This window comes from Alphaproteobacteria bacterium, from assembly GCA_030740435.1.
In the GTDB taxonomy this organism is placed as follows: domain Bacteria; phylum Pseudomonadota; class Alphaproteobacteria; order UBA2966; family UBA2966.
Map to the genome: position 1 here is coordinate 1 of JASLXG010000106.1, position 14,897 is coordinate 14,897.

The window sequence follows — 14,897 nt, forward strand, 5'->3', positions numbered from 1 at the left end:
AATGCTATCTGGGAAATATCGGTGAATATGGCTTTGCCGTTCCGGCTGACGATTTTCATGGTCGACAAACGGCTAATGGTTCGAGCCACCGTTTCACGAGTGGTATGGGCACCGTTTGCGATAATGCTTTGAGAGGGGCAGGGGTCAATCACCAGTTCTTTTTGGCTTTCCGTTTTGTATTTTGCCAGACGCAGCAATTCCAAGCACACCCTCTCCTGCGCTCCCAACGAAACGACATCGAAAATCTGCTCGTCGCACATGCGAATAATGCCCGACATTTTTTCCAGCAATGAAAGCGCTATGTTCGGCTCTGAGATGAGCAGGCTCTTGAAGTCCCGGGCGGCAAGAGTGGCGACCTGGCATGATGTTTCGGCGACGATGGTGGCAGACCTGTTCTTTCCATCAATGGCGGCCAATTCTCCAAATACACTTCCTTCGCCCAGCCGGGCGAAGGAAATGGCGCGACCGGTAATGGTGTAATTCAGAACGTGAACGGATCCTGACGTGAGAAAGTAAACGTTCGTACTTTCTTCTCCATATTCGATAATTGTCTCCCCGGCCAGATAGCTCTCCCAATCACACTTTTCGGCAAGGGATCGGAGAGAATCCGATGTCAGTGATCGAAACATGAATATCGAACTCAGCGAATGACCGATGCCGCCGCCGGCGGTCGCGGAGCCAATGGCCTTTGCCAGGTGACTGCTTGTTTCCTGTTGTGACATGGCGGTTGGTTTTCTTGCTTAATGATCAAAGGGGTGGATGTCGAAGGCCGGGGTGCCCCAAGGGAGAGGCGGGGAGGCCCCCGTTAGCGGAACAGAGCCAGGATGCTGGTCGGTCCGGCGTTGGCGATCGAGAGTGCCTGGACGCCGAGCTGCGGCTTGATCTGCAAGGACTGCAGCGCGGCGCTTTCCTCGGCCAGATCGGCGTCGACCAGGTTGCCCACGCCCTGCTTGAGGATGTCGACCAACTGGACGGTGAACTCGGCCTGGATCTCGACCCGCTTGGCCGAGGAGCCCAGACTGGCTAGCGCGTTCGAGACCGTCACGATGGCCGTGTCGACGTCTTCCAAGGCCTGGCTGGCACCGGTGCTCAATTCGCTGGTGCTGACGCCGATGGAGGAAGTGTTCAGTTCCTGGGCGGCCACCGAAATGGTGCTGCCTTCGACGGTGCTGAGAACGCTCAGCGCACTGGCGCTCGAGGTGATCAGGTTCTTGCCGTTGAACTCGGCGGTCTCGACGATCGTCGTCAGCTGGTTGCGCAACGAGGTAAACTCGTTTTGCAAGGCATCCTTGGAATCGGTATCGAGGCCGGCCTGATTGGCCTGCACCACCTTGGCCTTCATCTCGGTCAGCAGGTCCGAGACCGCCTGGCCGGCCGAGATGGCCACGTTGACGGTGGCCTCGCCCATGGACAGCGCGGTCTTGACAGCGTTCATGCCGGCAATGTCGCCGCGCATGTTCTGGGCAATGGCGAAAGTCGCGGCATCGTCCTTGGGGCCATTGACCCTGAGGCCCGTGGTGATGCGCAGCTGGGTGGTTTCGAGGCTCTGGCTGGTTTTGCTGAGATTCTGCAGGGCGGCCATGGCGCCCGAATTGGTATTGATCGACATAACCATCTGCCGGTCTCCTCATTCTAAGACAATCGTGAAAGCATTTTGCTCACAGACCAAGTCGGCCCAGGCTCTAGGAAGCAACCGACATGCCACCGGTGAGATTTTCTGGAAAACCTCTCGACGTTAGGCTATCTTATTGAAAAATAATAAATATATTTTAGCGCATTGAATTCCAAATGGCCCGTCCAGGTGGGAAGAAATTGCCCTGACGGCAATATCTGCCGCCGCCTGGGCAAGTTTTTCCGGGCCCTCCATGGCGATCTCGGGGTGCCTTGGAATTGATCGTCGGGATTTGCAGGACTTTGTGACGCAATCTGCTCGCAGCCACACTATATGGTAGCTCAGCCTGAGCTGAGGTGCTATATTTTGTGCAGATGACTGTCTTTCTCTGCCAGGCAGCATCCGGTGGGGCCGCAATGCAGATGATTGCGAAAGGCCAGTGGATTTTGCCCGAGGTCAGCGAAGGATCGAGTCTTGATAGGGGGGCACTTCGGGACGCGCTTCCGGACGCTTAAGATCGTTGCCTCGGCGCACCGTGAGAAATCCTGCAACCAAATGGGCCACCGCGATGTGGGTCGGCCTGACAGCTCTTGTGGGCGTCCCACTGAGCCCTTGTTCCAAAACGCGAGCGCGGCGCAAAGACTAATCGAGGCAAACTCGGCAACGAAGTTAATGTTTCCAAAGCCACGATCTAGTAGATAATCGTTAAATAAGATGGGAATGACCATAATACCGGTTAAAGAAACTAAAGATACAGCATGAATAAAGTTGTCGATTGCTTCTGGGTGTATCGCTCGGGAATTGCAATAGAACACCAGCAGTAACGAGGCATGTAGAATTGCCAAGGCACCGTATTTTGGATCGGGAGACCATAGCAGGGATAATCCCATCCACCCAAATATCAGAAAGATTATTACATCAATCTCATTAATTCTTATCCTAACCGTTTGAATTCTTTGGAGCAAAATAAACAGGTTTGTCAAAATGGCGACACCCGATAGCGCCACCCATTTTGTCTCGTCGAAATTTCTGATGGTGAAAGAGCCGCCGGCAATGGTGCCGGAGTTGGAGTAAAAAACCAACACCACCAGTCCCAGGATCGCCCCGAGGATTGCCGGAACAACCGTCGCTGTGGTTTGGCGAGACCGAGTTGCGGTCACCTTGAATCCTTCACCTTTGTCGGGATGGTACAGCCCCCTTCCGGCCGCCGCGGCGCCCGATAAGGCTCCCAATGCGTTGGTTGACAAGCCATGCCGACCCTCAGAGTTCGCCGCTCCAGGAACGATCAGCAAGATCGAGCCGCAGGCTAGCACGATCTCAGCTTCGAGCAATTGCCAATAATCGTCATGCGCGCTAACGTTGCCGGACCTAAAGAGGCCGATCCGTGGAGCAACTGCCGCCTGCGGGGCGTTCGCCAGGGTGGCGCACCTGTTGTTACTATGGGGCCAGTGTGAGTAAGCTGTTCGGGAAGCGGCTTTGCCATTTCCCCCATCATCAAAAGCCGCATTAGCTAGAGTTGGTCATGTTTAGATACGCAATTGCCATCATGGCCACGCTGGGTGTCATTAATGGTGCCAGCGCAGAAAAGTTTGACACCGGACATGACTTGGAGGTGGCTTGTCGGGGTGCGGTCGAGATAATCGAGAAGGAGGCCAGCCTGGTTGGCTCCGATGGCTTCCGGGTTGGAGCGTGTGTTGGTTACATCAAAGGTACAATAGATACCATTTCCACTCTGTATCCACCAAAAGACAAGTGGCTGTGTTTACCAAATATCATGACTCCCACTAAAACCATAAAAGAGGTCATTCAATACGTCGAGAGTAATCCGAAAAGCAGACAATATCCGGCAGCTCGTTTGGTTGTAATGACCATGTGGAAAAATTGACGATGTCCAGCGAAAACACGGCAATAATGAGTGGAATAACGCGGTGTTGATACGAAACGGTTTGATAATTTGTCTGGCGTATCTCGTTTGCTATCCCTCTACCGCTTACTGCCAGTCAGAGGCATTAACCAAGGCCTATGAGCAGAGCCTGAAATATTACTCCGAGGGCCGCCATGAGCAGGCTACGCCTTATGCCGAGAAGGCTCTGACGCTGGGCGAAAGTGAGTTCGGTCCCGATCACCTATTCACAGCCGAACAACTCAACAATCTGGCAACCATCTATCAAGCTCAAGACCGGTACGAATTGGCACAACCGCTTTACCAGAGAGCCCTAGACATTCGGGAAAAGGCGTTGGGTCCGGAGCATCCTGTCGTGGCCCAAACCCTCAACAATTTGGCGACACTATACTACTTTCTGCACCTCTATCCTGAGGCTGAACCACTTTACCAACGCTCTCTTGCCATATGGGAAAAGACCTATGGGGCGGAACACCCCCAGGTGGCGACGGGAACAAACAATTTGGCTGCGCTCTACTTCATCCAGAAACGATTTGAAGATGCCGAATCTCTTTTTCTGCGTTCGTTGGAGATCCGGGAAAAGATTCTGGAATCAGGCCATCCGGAAATTACCCAAAATCTAATTAATTATTCGGCGGTTTTGCGTAAGACAGGGCGCTCGGTCGAAGCAAGAAAAATTGAAGCCAGGCTCAGGGAGCTTATGAGCAAGAAGAAGTAGACCGACCCGGGAAAACCGAACCGCCAAGCCCAAGTGCCGTGAGCCGGATGCCCCGCGCGCGCGGCGCCGGTTGGCGCTATTTCTTGTACCAGAAGGTGTCGGGGCGATAGAGGCCGAACTGGGCTCCGGGATCCCAGTTGTAGACGCCTTCCTCGGGCAGGTTCATCAGGTCGGCCCGCACCACCACCGGTTGCCTGACGCCGGCCACCATGCCGATGGTGAAGATCTCGCTGGCATGGATCTCCAGCATGCGCCGCCAGATCTTGGCCCGCGCCGGGTCGTCGACGGCCAGCAGCCAAGCCTGGTTGAGTTCGGCCAGTTCCTGCGCCGCCGCCATGTCGGGCGCCTCGCCGGCGGCGCCGGAGGTCTCGAAGTGCTGCCCCCACTTGGGCCATTGCAGGCTTTGTTGCGTCGTCGGCGCCAGCTCGGCCGGGCTCATGGCCGGTGTCGCCAGGCCGTTCTCCAAACCCGACCAGATCGACATCACCGTTTCGCCGGAAAAGATGCGGTTGCGGAAGACCTCGCGCTGCGAGGGCTTGGTAAAGAGCTTGATGCCGATCTCGGCCCAGTTGGTGCGCACCAGTTCGAGCACGTCGGTCTGCTCCGTCTCCTCGCCCGCCGTCTCGACGATGATGTGCAAGGGCCGGCCATCAGGCAAAAGCCGCGTCCCTTCGTCGTCGCGCTTCTTGAGGCCCAGCTTGTCGAGCAGCTGGTTGGCCGCCTTCGGGTCATAGCGCGCCGAGGCCTTGGCGTAAGCCTCGACATAGAGCGGGCTATCGGGCAGCACCGTGTTGGCGTGTTCCAGCGCCAGGCCGAAATAGAGCGCCTGGTTGATCATCTCGCGCTCGATGCCCAGCGACAGAGCGCGGCGGAAATCGCGCTGGCGCAGGAGCTTGCGCCACACCGGGTCGTTGACGTTGAGGTTGGGATAGAGCGCCAGATGCGCCCCCTTGGCGGTGCGCCACAAAAGCACCCGGAAGCGGCCGCGCTTTTCGTTCTCCTTGAGGAAGGTGTAGTCCTTGAGGAAGATGTTGCGCGACTGCAGGTCGGCCTCGCCGGCACCGGCCTTGGCCGGGATCAGCTTGCCGTCCGAGGTGGAGAAGATCAGCCGGTCGAGGTAGGGCAACTGGTGCCCCTGCTTGTCGAGGCGGTGGAAGTAGGGGTTGCGCCGGCCCACGAAACGCGTGGCCGGCGGCCGCGTCACGTTCATCCAGGGCTGCAGCGTCGGCAGGTCGGGATTGTCGAACTTGTAGAGGTTGTCCTTGCGGTTGTGCAGCGCCGCCCAGTTGCGTTGCTTGGCCGCCCGGGCCTTGGCCGCCAGGTCCTCGGCCTTGGCATAACGGGCGTGGAATTGCTTGAGGTAATGGGCCGGGCGGTAGATGAAGAGCGGCGAGGCGCCGGCCAGGCGGGGCAGGAAGAAGGGATTGGGCTTGGACCAGCTGTAGCGCACCGTGGTCTGGTCGACGATCTCGAAGCGCGGTGGCTGGCCCGCTACCAGCAGCGATCGCGGCGGCCCCGAGGGCGAGAGCTGTGGATTGTTGGCGACGTCCTGCCAATAGTAGCGAAAATCCTCGCTGCTGAAGGGTTGGCCATCGGACCAGCGGTGGCCGCGGCGCAGCGAGAGCGTGAAAATGCGCCCTTCCTTGACGCTGACGGCCTTCAATAGATCAGGCTTGATAGCGAAGCTGCGATCGTAGCCGACCAGCCGGGAGTAACCATAGACCACCATCAGCCTGAGGTCCTTCGAGCGGCTGATCAGCATCCTCAGGTCGCCGCCGTGGCGGCCCGGCTGAAGGCCCTCGGCGGCCAGGTCGACGATCGCCGGCTCGGCCGGCAGGCGTTCGGCCAGCGCCGGCAGTTCGCCGCGGGCCACGGCCTCCGCCAGTGCCGGCGTCTCGATCAGCTTGGCCGCCTCAACCTCCCCCAGGGCCAGCCCCAACGCCAACAGCGCCGCCACCACCTTCTTCACCACGTTCATGCCAACAGGCTCCCTGCCTCTTGTTCGCTGACCGCCGCGCGCACGAAATGGCCGGCGCCCAGGTCGACCAAACGCGGCTGGCGCTCATCGTCGACGGTGAAGGGCGGCTGCCAGGCGCCGGGATCGGAGCAGCGCCCGGCCATCAGCGCCGTCAGGTCGAGCCGGCTGTCGGGGTCCGGCTTGGGCACGGCGCTCAGCAGCGCCTTGGTATAGGGATGCACCGGATCCTTGAACAATACCTCGCGCTCGGCCATCTCGACCAGCCGGCCGCTGCACATCACGGCGATGTGGTCGGCGATGTAATCGACCACGGCCAGATTGTGCGAAATGAACAGGTAGGTCAGCCCGAGCGAGGATTGCAGGTCCTTCAACAGGTTGAGCACCTGGGCCTGGATCGAGACGTCGAGCGCCGACACCGGCTCGTCGCAGATCAACAGATCAGGCTGTAGCGCCAAGGCCCGGGCGATGCCGATGCGCTGGCGCTGGCCGCCCGAGAAGCTGTGGGGATAGCGCCTGAGGAAGCGCACGTCGAGGCCCACCACGTCCATCAGCTCGCGCACCCGCTGGTGGCGTTCGTCCTCGTCGCCGATGCGGTGGATGACCAGGGGCTCGCTGACGATGTCGTAGACGGTCATGCGCGGATTGAGCGAGCCGAAGGGGTCCTGGAAGATGTACTGAACCTTGCGCCGGTAATCGAAGAGCCGCCGCCCCCGAAGTCCCAGCACGTCGACCGCCGTGCCGCGGTCGTTGTAGATCACTTCGCCGGCGTCGGCGCTCAGCGCCCGGATGATCATCTTGCTGGTGGTGGTCTTGCCGCAGCCCGATTCGCCCACCAATCCCAGGCACGTGCCGCGGCCGACGCTGAAGCTGACGTCGTCGACGGCGACCTGTCTGCCGCCCGGCCGCGAGCCCAGGATCGTGGCGCGGCGGGTGGTGAAGCTCTTGCTTAAGCCCCGCACCTCGAGCAGCGGCGCCCGGCGTTCCGCTTTGCCGTCCCAGGGCTCGGTGGGGGATTCACCATGGGGTTCGTCCCGACGCATCAGGGCACTGCCTTGCGAGCGGATCTCGCGGATCGGCACCAGGCGTTCGCCGGCTTTCATGTCAAAGCGCGGCACGGCATGCAGCAGCGCCTTCATGTAGGGATGCCCGGCCTGGCGGAAGACGTCGTCGCGCCGGCCCCGTTCCATGACCTCGCCCTGGTACATCACCACGATCTCGTCGGCCACATTGGCCACCACGCCCAGATCGTGGGTGATCATCAGGATGGCCATGCCAAGCTCGGCCTGAAGATCGCCGATCAGCTTGAGGATCTGGGCCTGGATGGTGACGTCGAGGGCCGTCGTCGGTTCGTCGGCGATGAGGATGGCGGGGCGGCAGATCAGCGCCATGGCGATCATGGCGCGTTGCCGCAGTCCGCCGGAAAGCTCGAAGGGGTAGCTGTGGATGGCCTGGGCCGGATCGGGAAACCCGACCAGCCCGAGGATCTCGCGGCTGCGTTGCCGGGCCGTGGCGGCGTCGACGTGGCCGTGCAACAGCAGCGCCTCGGCAATCTGGTTGCCCACCGTGTGCAACGGCGACAGCGAGGTCATGGGCTCCTGGAAGATGACCGAGATGCGGTTGCCGCGCAGCATGCGCAAGGGCCGGCCGTCGGGCTCCAGCTTGGCGATGTCGACGAAGTTGCCGGGCTTGTCGGGATCGAAGAAGAGTATCTCGCCGGCCGTGATGCGGGCCGGCTTGGGCAGAATGCCGAGAATGGCCTGCGACACCACCGTCTTGCCCGAGCCCGATTCGCCGACCAGCGCCACGGTCTTGCCCTGGGGGATGCGGAAGGAAACCCCGTCGACGGCCTTGATGATGCCCTCGGGAACGCGGAATTCGACCTTCAGGTCGCGCACCAGCAGCACGTTGCCCATCAGCCGCCCTCCGCGGCCGGGCCGGCCGGGCTCATGAGGCCGTGGCGCTGCAGATTGTCGATGGTGGAGGGGCTGAAGCTCAGGTCGCGCCGGCCGGCGGCGGCCAGGGCCTGGGCCGTGATCTCGCTGAAGCCCTCGAGCGCCGAATCGATTTTCAGCGCGCGACCGCCGCCCGCCAGCTTCAATTGCAGCCAGCCCTGTTCGCCGTCGCGCCGGGTCGAATAGTAGCGCAGGCTGAAATCCCCCAGTTCGGCCCAGGCGATTTCACGCGGCCAGGGCCCCAGAGCCCGGATACCGCTGTCGCCGACCTCATAGCGGGTGGCCTGGCGTAGCGCCGTGCGCAGTGCGAAAAGAGCAAAGAGAATGGCCATTCCCCCCAACAACATGCTGACCACCGGAATAGGTCCCGCCAACCAGAGCGGCGCCAGCGTCAATATCATCCCTGCCCCCGCCCGCAGGTAATCGGCGACCAGCGCCCTCGGGGGGTAGCGGTGTTGCGTCACCGGCCCAGACTAAACGCATCGACTGGCGAGAGCCAGTGGGCAGCGCGGTGGCCGTCGAGCGCCTCCTTGAGGTTGGCGAGAAAATCCCACAGCGCCTCGTCGTGTCGCGCGTGGTGGCTCAGGATCCCGGTCGGCTCGTCGGCGTCGGCCCGGCCGCCGCGCCGCGCCGCCAGGTGTCCGACCAGGCTCTCGAGCACCGGGCGCTGGCCCAGAAAACCGCCCCCATGCCAGGCCACCGGATCGACGTGAGTGTTGATTTCCACCAGGCCGGCCACCGGGAATTCCCGGTGGCGCGGGGCAAACCGCGAGAGGCCGCGAAAGCCAAGCTCCGGCAAGGCCGGCACCAGGGCGGCGGCGAGGCGGTTCCAGGGCGGCACGAAGAGCGGCAACAGGCGGGCGCCGAAGATCTCGCCGAGGCGGATCCGGCCACGTTCGATCTCGGCTTTGCCGGCATCGAGATCGCGATCCTCGGGAAATTCGCTTTTTTTTCCGCCCCGGCGGGCCCGGTCGCGGTGGTCGAAGCCATGCACCGCCACTTGCACCGAGGTCGGCGCCAGGCGGGCGGCCAGGGTCTCGTCGGCCCGGGCCGGCACCACGGCCAGGCAGAGCGGAACCTCGTCTCCCAGCAGCGCCAGCAGCCGGTCCAAGGCGGCACCCGGCCGCCCGGCGTCGTCGTCGCGCCACCACAGCGTGGCCCGCCGCCCGGCCGCCGCCCAGGCGTCGAGTTCGCGTTCGAGCTGGTGCCAAGGGCTCATGCCAGCCATTGCTCGAGCAGCGCGGCGGTTTTGCCGGCTCCGCCGGTGTCGACCTGGGCCCGCGCCGGCGGTCCCGCCAGGGCCCGATCGACGGCCGCCGCCAATTTGTCCGCATCGAGCTCGTCCTCGGCCACCACCTCCAGCCGGCCGCGCTCGGCCAGCAGCCGGGCCCTGAGCGTCTGTTCGGTTTCGATACCGCCGGCGTAGGGCACCACCACGGCCCGGGCCCCGGCCCTGAGCGTCTCCATCACGGTGTTGTAGCCGCCCTGGCTGATCGAAAGGCGGCAATTCATCAACAGCGTCGGGAAGTCGCCCCGGGCGCGCTCGACGATCAGGCCCGCGCCCGCCTGGCGGGCCTCGGCGGCGAGCGCGGCGAATTCCTGGTCCGCCACCTTGTAGCCCACCAGCACACGCCAGGTGGCGTCGGCGGCCCGGCTCAAGCGTCTGGCCGCGATCGCCGCCTCGAGCAAATCGAAGCCGACGGCGCCGCCGCCGGCCGAGACCACCACCTCGTCCCAGCCGGCCGCGCCCAGGCCGCCGCGCCGCCCGCTCTCGTCCACCACGTAGCCGGTGTAGGCCAAGCGCCCCTTGATGCGCGCGGTGTGGGGAAAGGTCTCGTCCAGCGCGATCAGCTCGGGATCGCCGTGCACCAGGATGCGCTCGAAGTAGCGCTCGATCAGGGACAGCATCTCGTCGTTGCGTTCGGGCTTGTGCTGGCCCACCAGGATGTCGCGCACCGAACAGGCGATCAGCGGCCGTGGCCGGGCCGCCGCGGCCTGCTCGAGCAGGGGCAAAAGCTCGAAGCGCATCTGGCGCCGGCCGAAGGGAAAGAGCTCGAAGAGCAGCGCCTGGGGGGCGATTTCCCGGTAGGCGGCCAGCAGGGCGTCGCGCCGGTGCCGGCGCCAATCGTCATCGATGGGCTGGTCGTGCTCGTCGACCAGCAGCTTGAAGTAGAGATCGGTGGCCCGGGTCGGCGGCAGTTGGTGCAGGCTGGCCTGACCGAGCTCCAGATCGGGCACCGCGTGCCCGCCCGAGACCAGCGTCACCTCGAAACGTTGGGCCAGGGCGCGGGCCAGGGTCGCGGCGCGCTTGAGATGGCCGATGCCCAACAGGTGCTGGACGTAGAAGAAGATGCGCCGCTTCATGACGCCTCGCGGAGCGCCAGGCTCGGGCCCCCGGGCCGGGGCCGGCCGTCGGCTTCGAGGGCAAAAAAGTGCATGGCTTGGCGCTCCAGCTTGAGCGGCGGCCGGCCCAGCATGGGCCAGTCGTATGCCAGCGCCATGATGGCCCGCATGACGCCCAAGTGGGTCACCGCGACGGTGGGCGGCCGGCCGGCCAGCTCGGCCAGCAATGGTCTCAGGCGATCCTGCACCTGGCGCGGGCTTTCGCCGCCCGGTGGCTGGAAGTCGAGGCCGCGATCCTCGTTGGCCGCCATCTCGGGGTGGGCGGCGCGCAGCTCGGGCAGCGTCTGGCCCTCCCACTCGCCCCAGTCCAATTCGACCAGGCGCGGCTCCAGGGCGGGGCTTTGGCCGCTGAGCAGCTCGGCCGTCTCCACGGCCCGCACCAAGGGGCTCGAGAGCCACTCGAAGGCGGCCACTTCGAGGGGTGGGCCAAGGCCCGCCAGCGCTGCCCGGCCGGCTTGCGAGAGCGGCACGTCGCGCCGCCCCTGCATGCGTCCGGCGGCGTTCCAGTCGGTGGCGCCGTGGCGCAACAGGGCCAGTTTCGTCATGCGCCCGGCCGGGCCGCGGTGATGGCGCGGTCGAGGATGTCGCCGGCCCGCTCGAGGCCGCGCTCGCGGGCCACCCGGCCGGCGGCGACGTCGCCGGCGTGGCCCCGCTTCGGGTCGTCGAGGAAATAGCGCACCGCCGCGGCGAAGGCCTCCGGGTCGTTCTCCGGCACCAACAGCGCCGTCTCGCCCTCCCAGACCACCTCGGGCACGCCGCGCACGTTGCCCGCCACCACCGGCAGGCCAGCCGCCTGGGCCTCCAGCAGCGCCATGCCGTAGGCCTCGCCGGCGGCCGGCCAGAGGTAGAGATCGCTGCTGGCATAAAGCTCCGGCAGGTCGCCCGGTTGGCGCGCCCCGGCAAAGACCACGCGGCCCTTCGCTGCCGCGTTCAGCAGGCTTTCGACCTCGTCCCGGGCCGGGCCGTCGCCGACCACCAGCAGCGTCCAGTCGCCGCCCGACAGCAGCGCTAGCGCCTGGGCCAGGCGGTGGTAGGATTCGAGCTTGTCGCCGGGCCGCATCATGGCCACCGTCAGCAGCCAGTGGCCCTCGGGCTCGAGCCCGAGCTCGGCGGCCCATTTGGCCCGGCCGGCGGCGCGGCCCGAGCGGGCCTCGGCGAAGGGCCGGGCATCGAGGAACGGCGGCAGGTGCAGGAGCATCGCCCCGGGCGCCAGCAGCGGTGCCACGCAGGCCATGTCCAGCGTGGTCAGCGAGAGCACCGCGGCGGCTTCCCCCAGCGCTGCCGCCACCGCCTGGTGGCCGAGATCCCAAGGACCGCCGGCGCGCTTGGGGGCATGGCTCGCCTCGGCCACCAGATAGGGCAGGTCGAGCTGGCGGCAGACCGCCGGGCCCAGCCAGTCCGGCGCCTTGTAATAAAGATGGTAGCTGAGCCAGGCCTCGGGCGGCTCGGGCGCCTCGCGAAAGCGTCCCACCAGGGCCGCCGCCTCGGCCTCGCCGCGGGCCTTGATGACGGCCTGGCGGGCGGCCTCGCCGCGGCCCTCGTAGCTGCGAAACTCGGAGGCCAGTTCGACCGTGTGGCCGGCCGCCTCGAGGGCCGCCATCAACAATCGGGCCATGCGCCGGTCACCCGAAGGCGTGGCGTGGTTCGGCGCTTTCAGCGGGGCATAAAAGGCGATGCGCAACGGTGGCCCTCCCTGACCCCGTCAGGCGATACGATCCTTGGGTTCCCGGCCGGCGAAGACGGCATCGAGATTGTCCAGGGCGCGAAAGCCCATGGCATCGCGGGTCTCGCGCGTGGCGCTGCCTATGTGGGGCAGCAGGAAGGTGTTCGAGAGTTCGCGGTAGGCCGGATCGATGTCAGGTTCGTTGTTGTAGACGTCGAGCCCGGCAGCCGCCAGCTTGCCCGATTTCAAGGCCTCGATCAGGGCCGTGTCGTCGATGATGGAGCCGCGCGCCGCATTGACCACGATGGCACCGTCGGGCAGCAAGGCAATCCGCTCGCGGTTGAGCAGGTGATGCGTCTCGGGCGTGGCGACGCAATGAAGGGCCAGGAAATCGCAATGCGGCAACATGTCCTCGAGTTTGCCGTGAAAGCTGGCACCGGCTTGGGTCTCGGCCTCGAGAGGCCGCAGGTCGTTGTAATGGATCTCCATGTCGAAGCCGCGGGCCCGGCGGGCCGTCACTTGGCCCACCCGGCCCATGCCGATGATGCCCAGGCGTTTGCCCGTCACTTGGCTGCCCACCATGAAGCTCGGGCTCCAGTCGCGCCATTCTCGGCTACGCACCAACCGTTCGCCCTCGGCGGCTCGGCGCGCCGCTCCCAGGATGAGCAGCATGGCGATCTCGGCCGTGGCATCGGAGAGCACCTCGGGCGTGTTGGTGACGACGATGCCGCGGGCCTTGGCGGCTTCGAGGTCGACGTGGTCGAAGCCGACGGAGAAATTGGCGATCACCCGGATGCTGTCGGGCAGGCGGGCTATCACGTCCGAGGAAAATTGCTCGGTGTGGCAGGGCACGATGCCGTCGGCGCCCGAGGCGGCGGCGATCAGTTCGTCGGCGGTGTAGAGGCGGTCATCGGGGTTGAGGCGGGGGGCATAATCGCGGCTGAGCCTGGCCTCGACGGCGTCGGGCAGCTTACGAGTTACCAGGATGGCGGGCTTGTCGCTCATGATCGCTTTCCCGAATCGGTGCCCAAAAGGCCCTATCTCTTGCGGATCGAGGTATCCCAATAATCGTACCAGACCAGCGCCAGCGAGCAGACGGATATCACCCAGAAGGGCAGGCCGCCCCAAAATCCGGCCAGCCCCGAGGAAATGCTCTCGGCCAGCCCGATAATGAAAACCGACAGTATGGCCGCTCCGACGAGGCCGGAAATCATGTCGATGCGTTGTTGCGTCATGTCTGTCCTCCTGGCGACTTCACGGCCTAATGCGCTCGGCGCCAGGGATCACGAACTGGCCGCCATCCTCGACCAGGAAGGAGCGGCGCTTCTGTACGATGCGTTCGGCCCCAGGGATGACGTATTGAAACCCCGACGCGGTCTTATCGACTGAAAATTCGGCTGGTGTCATGCTGCGTCCTCTCTATGACCCAGCGATCAGAGTAGCCGTTTGGGCAGCGGCACAGGAGTCCTTTGTACGGCCGGCAGGACCGCTGAGAGAACGGCTGCGCCCGTCTCTGGCTCCGGAGACTGCCGCGAAGCCCCCAGCCGACAACATTTGCCCTCGTTTCATAGAGTATGATGCCCCATCATCACCGGGCGGGCGGGCACGATGAAAAACTCCAACGATTGGGAAACGGCGCTGACGGGTTTGACCAACCCAGCGGAAAAACGAATTGCTGTTGCCTCGAACGATTGTCCAGAGTAATCCTGAACGCTTAACGTAGTGGTGTCGGCAGCAAGTGCGCACAATGGTGGACAATCGATCCCCAGAAAAACGAAGTGCCACCATGCGGGCCGTTCGCGGCAAGGACACGAAGCCCGAATGGATTGTGCGCCGTCTCGTTCACGGCATGGGATATCGCTACCGGCTGCACCGCAAAGACCTACCCGGAACACCAGACTTGGCCTTTCCAGGGCGTAAGAAGGCGATCTTCGTCCACGGGTGTTTTTGGCACGCGCACGGGTGCGCCATCGGCCAACCTCCGAAATCCCGGCGGGATTATCGTAGCACGTTGTCGCGACCATCGCGAACGTGACCCCTTTCCACCGGCGAGCACCTGACGCGCCTCATGATGAAACCGATGACGCCGCGCCGACGGCAGACTGGGCTTCATGGGACGGCGCTGTTCGGTGGGCGACTAGGCTGATCTCCGGCGATCTGCCGACGGCAACCAGTGGCCAAGCCCCTCAGCGCCGTGGTGACGCGCGCTTTGGCTAGGCAGACAGTGTTCTTGTCTGCGTCAAGCGGCAGAAGGGCAGCCGGATCGTTGGCGTAGCGGACATAGTAGCGGGAATTCTGGCGCGTCCGCTTTTCAGTTGCTTCCCCGATGCTTCCCGAAATACCAGCGGCTCCTGGTCACCCGGACAAGGTGACACCAAGGTGCTGGAAAATAAGGAAAAAATGGAGCGGGCGATGAGATTCGAACTCACGACTTCAACCTTGGCAAGGTTGCGCTCTACCCCTGAGCTACGCCCGCGCCGGGGTCCGGGACCGGCCCGGAGATCGAGGCCCGGTATATAACCCCTGCCGCGCCGGCATGGCAAGGGCGCCGGCAAGCCGGCTCAGGCCCGGAGGTCTTCGCGCAACTGCTGTCGCAGGCGTTCGATGTGGTCGCCCGAGGGGCGCCGCATGGCGTTGGCCCGGGAAACGCGGCGGCTGCCCAGACGCC

15 protein-coding genes, 1 tRNA gene and 1 pseudogene are annotated in these 14,897 nt (G+C 64.1%); 3 read left to right on the forward strand and 14 right to left on the reverse strand.

Going from position 1 to position 14,897, the window contains the following annotated elements; all coding sequences use genetic code 11:
* The 3 genes from QGG75_12045 to QGG75_12055 form a co-directional block, all read right to left on the reverse strand.
* On the reverse strand, positions 1-722 hold a 722-nt coding region (locus QGG75_12045; GenBank protein ID MDP6067964.1), incomplete at its 3' end, for a Crp/Fnr family transcriptional regulator.
* 83 nt (positions 723-805) lie between these two features.
* Entirely contained in the window at positions 806-1,615 is an 810-nt protein-coding gene (locus tag QGG75_12050) for a flagellin (protein ID MDP6067965.1), read from the reverse strand.
* Between the two features lie 356 nt (positions 1,616-1,971).
* Positions 1,972-2,943 (reverse strand): hypothetical protein, encoded by a 972-nt coding sequence (locus tag QGG75_12055; GenBank protein ID MDP6067966.1) that lies wholly within the window; start codon positions 2,941-2,943, stop codon positions 1,972-1,974.
* Positions 2,944-3,158: 215 nt separating this feature from the next.
* Between QGG75_12055 and QGG75_12060 the strand changes: the two genes are divergently transcribed.
* Both QGG75_12060 and QGG75_12065 read left to right on the forward strand, forming a co-directional pair.
* Positions 3,159-3,497, forward strand: a complete 339-nt coding sequence (locus tag QGG75_12060; GenBank protein MDP6067967.1) for a Rap1a/Tai family immunity protein — start codon at positions 3,159-3,161, stop codon at positions 3,495-3,497.
* Positions 3,498-3,540: 43 nt separating this feature from the next.
* Positions 3,541-4,233, forward strand: coding sequence for a tetratricopeptide repeat protein (locus QGG75_12065; GenBank protein MDP6067968.1), 693 nt, complete (start codon positions 3,541-3,543; stop codon positions 4,231-4,233).
* Positions 4,234-4,309: 76 nt separating this feature from the next.
* Here the strand turns inward: QGG75_12065 and QGG75_12070 are convergent, their stop codons facing one another.
* The 10 genes from QGG75_12070 to QGG75_12115 are packed head-to-tail and all read right to left on the reverse strand — an operon-like array spanning position 4,310 to position 13,636.
* Positions 4,310-6,211 (reverse strand): ABC transporter substrate-binding protein, encoded by a 1,902-nt coding sequence (locus tag QGG75_12070; GenBank protein MDP6067969.1) that lies wholly within the window; start codon positions 6,209-6,211, stop codon positions 4,310-4,312.
* The gene (locus QGG75_12075) at positions 6,208-8,124 is read right to left on the reverse strand and encodes an ABC transporter ATP-binding protein (GenBank protein ID MDP6067970.1); all 1,917 of its coding nucleotides are present in this window, start codon (positions 8,122-8,124) and stop codon (positions 6,208-6,210) included. The genes QGG75_12070 and QGG75_12075 overlap by 4 nt, the downstream gene beginning before the upstream one ends.
* Positions 8,124-8,564 (reverse strand): hypothetical protein, encoded by a 441-nt coding sequence (locus tag QGG75_12080; GenBank protein ID MDP6067971.1) that lies wholly within the window; start codon positions 8,562-8,564, stop codon positions 8,124-8,126. The genes QGG75_12075 and QGG75_12080 overlap by 1 nt, the downstream gene beginning before the upstream one ends.
* A 59-nt stretch (positions 8,565-8,623) precedes the next feature.
* Positions 8,624-9,382 carry a polysaccharide deacetylase family protein gene (locus tag QGG75_12085; protein ID MDP6067972.1) on the reverse strand — a complete coding sequence of 253 codons (759 nt, stop codon included), beginning with the start codon at positions 9,380-9,382 and terminating at the stop codon, positions 8,624-8,626.
* Positions 9,379-10,527, reverse strand: coding sequence for a glycosyltransferase (locus QGG75_12090; GenBank protein ID MDP6067973.1), 1,149 nt, complete (start codon positions 10,525-10,527; stop codon positions 9,379-9,381). The genes QGG75_12085 and QGG75_12090 overlap by 4 nt, the downstream gene beginning before the upstream one ends.
* Positions 10,524-11,111, reverse strand: coding sequence for a histidine phosphatase family protein (locus tag QGG75_12095; protein MDP6067974.1), 588 nt, complete (start codon positions 11,109-11,111; stop codon positions 10,524-10,526). The genes QGG75_12090 and QGG75_12095 overlap by 4 nt, the downstream gene beginning before the upstream one ends.
* Positions 11,108-12,247, reverse strand: a complete 1,140-nt coding sequence (locus QGG75_12100; GenBank protein ID MDP6067975.1) for a glycosyltransferase family 4 protein — start codon at positions 12,245-12,247, stop codon at positions 11,108-11,110. Before QGG75_12100 ends, QGG75_12095 begins: the two co-directional genes overlap by 4 nt.
* A gap of 21 nt (positions 12,248-12,268) precedes the next feature.
* Positions 12,269-13,234 carry a D-glycerate dehydrogenase gene (locus tag QGG75_12105; GenBank protein ID MDP6067976.1) on the reverse strand — a complete coding sequence of 322 codons (966 nt, stop codon included), beginning with the start codon at positions 13,232-13,234 and terminating at the stop codon, positions 12,269-12,271.
* Positions 13,235-13,266: 32 nt separating this feature from the next.
* Entirely contained in the window at positions 13,267-13,464 is a 198-nt protein-coding gene (locus tag QGG75_12110; protein MDP6067977.1) for a hypothetical protein, read from the reverse strand.
* A gap of 19 nt (positions 13,465-13,483) precedes the next feature.
* Complete coding sequence (locus tag QGG75_12115) at positions 13,484-13,636, reverse strand: hypothetical protein (GenBank protein ID MDP6067978.1); 153 nt, start codon at positions 13,634-13,636, stop codon at positions 13,484-13,486.
* A gap of 340 nt (positions 13,637-13,976) precedes the next feature.
* Here QGG75_12115 and QGG75_12120 point away from each other — a divergent pair.
* A pseudogene (locus QGG75_12120) lies at positions 13,977-14,231 on the forward strand (very short patch repair endonuclease).
* A 399-nt stretch (positions 14,232-14,630) separates the two neighbouring features.
* On the opposite strand, the gene QGG75_12125 reads toward QGG75_12120, so the two are convergent.
* Positions 14,631-14,705: transfer RNA gene (locus QGG75_12125), tRNA-Gly, on the reverse strand.
* Positions 14,706-14,897 lie beyond the last annotated feature (192 nt).

Coding starts and splice junctions, on each gene's coding strand:
- QGG75_12095 (MDP6067974.1), bottom strand. CDS start 11,111: ATGACGAAACTGGCCCTGTTGCGCCACGGCGCCACCGACTGGAACGCC.
- QGG75_12105 (MDP6067976.1), bottom strand. CDS start 13,234: ATGAGCGACAAGCCCGCCATCCTGGTAACTCGTAAGCTGCCCGACGCC.
- QGG75_12085 (MDP6067972.1), bottom strand. CDS start 9,382: ATGAGCCCTTGGCACCAGCTCGAACGCGAACTCGACGCCTGGGCGGCG.
- QGG75_12090 (MDP6067973.1), bottom strand. CDS start 10,527: ATGAAGCGGCGCATCTTCTTCTACGTCCAGCACCTGTTGGGCATCGGC.
- QGG75_12075 (MDP6067970.1), bottom strand. CDS start 8,124: ATGGGCAACGTGCTGCTGGTGCGCGACCTGAAGGTCGAATTCCGCGTT.
- QGG75_12115 (MDP6067978.1), bottom strand. CDS start 13,636: ATGACACCAGCCGAATTTTCAGTCGATAAGACCGCGTCGGGGTTTCAA.
- QGG75_12080 (MDP6067971.1), bottom strand. CDS start 8,564: ATGATATTGACGCTGGCGCCGCTCTGGTTGGCGGGACCTATTCCGGTG.
- QGG75_12070 (MDP6067969.1), bottom strand. CDS start 6,211: ATGAACGTGGTGAAGAAGGTGGTGGCGGCGCTGTTGGCGTTGGGGCTG.
- QGG75_12050 (MDP6067965.1), bottom strand. CDS start 1,615: ATGGTTATGTCGATCAATACCAATTCGGGCGCCATGGCCGCCCTGCAG.
- QGG75_12060 (MDP6067967.1), top strand. CDS start 3,159: ATGGCCACGCTGGGTGTCATTAATGGTGCCAGCGCAGAAAAGTTTGAC.
- QGG75_12110 (MDP6067977.1), bottom strand. CDS start 13,464: ATGACGCAACAACGCATCGACATGATTTCCGGCCTCGTCGGAGCGGCC.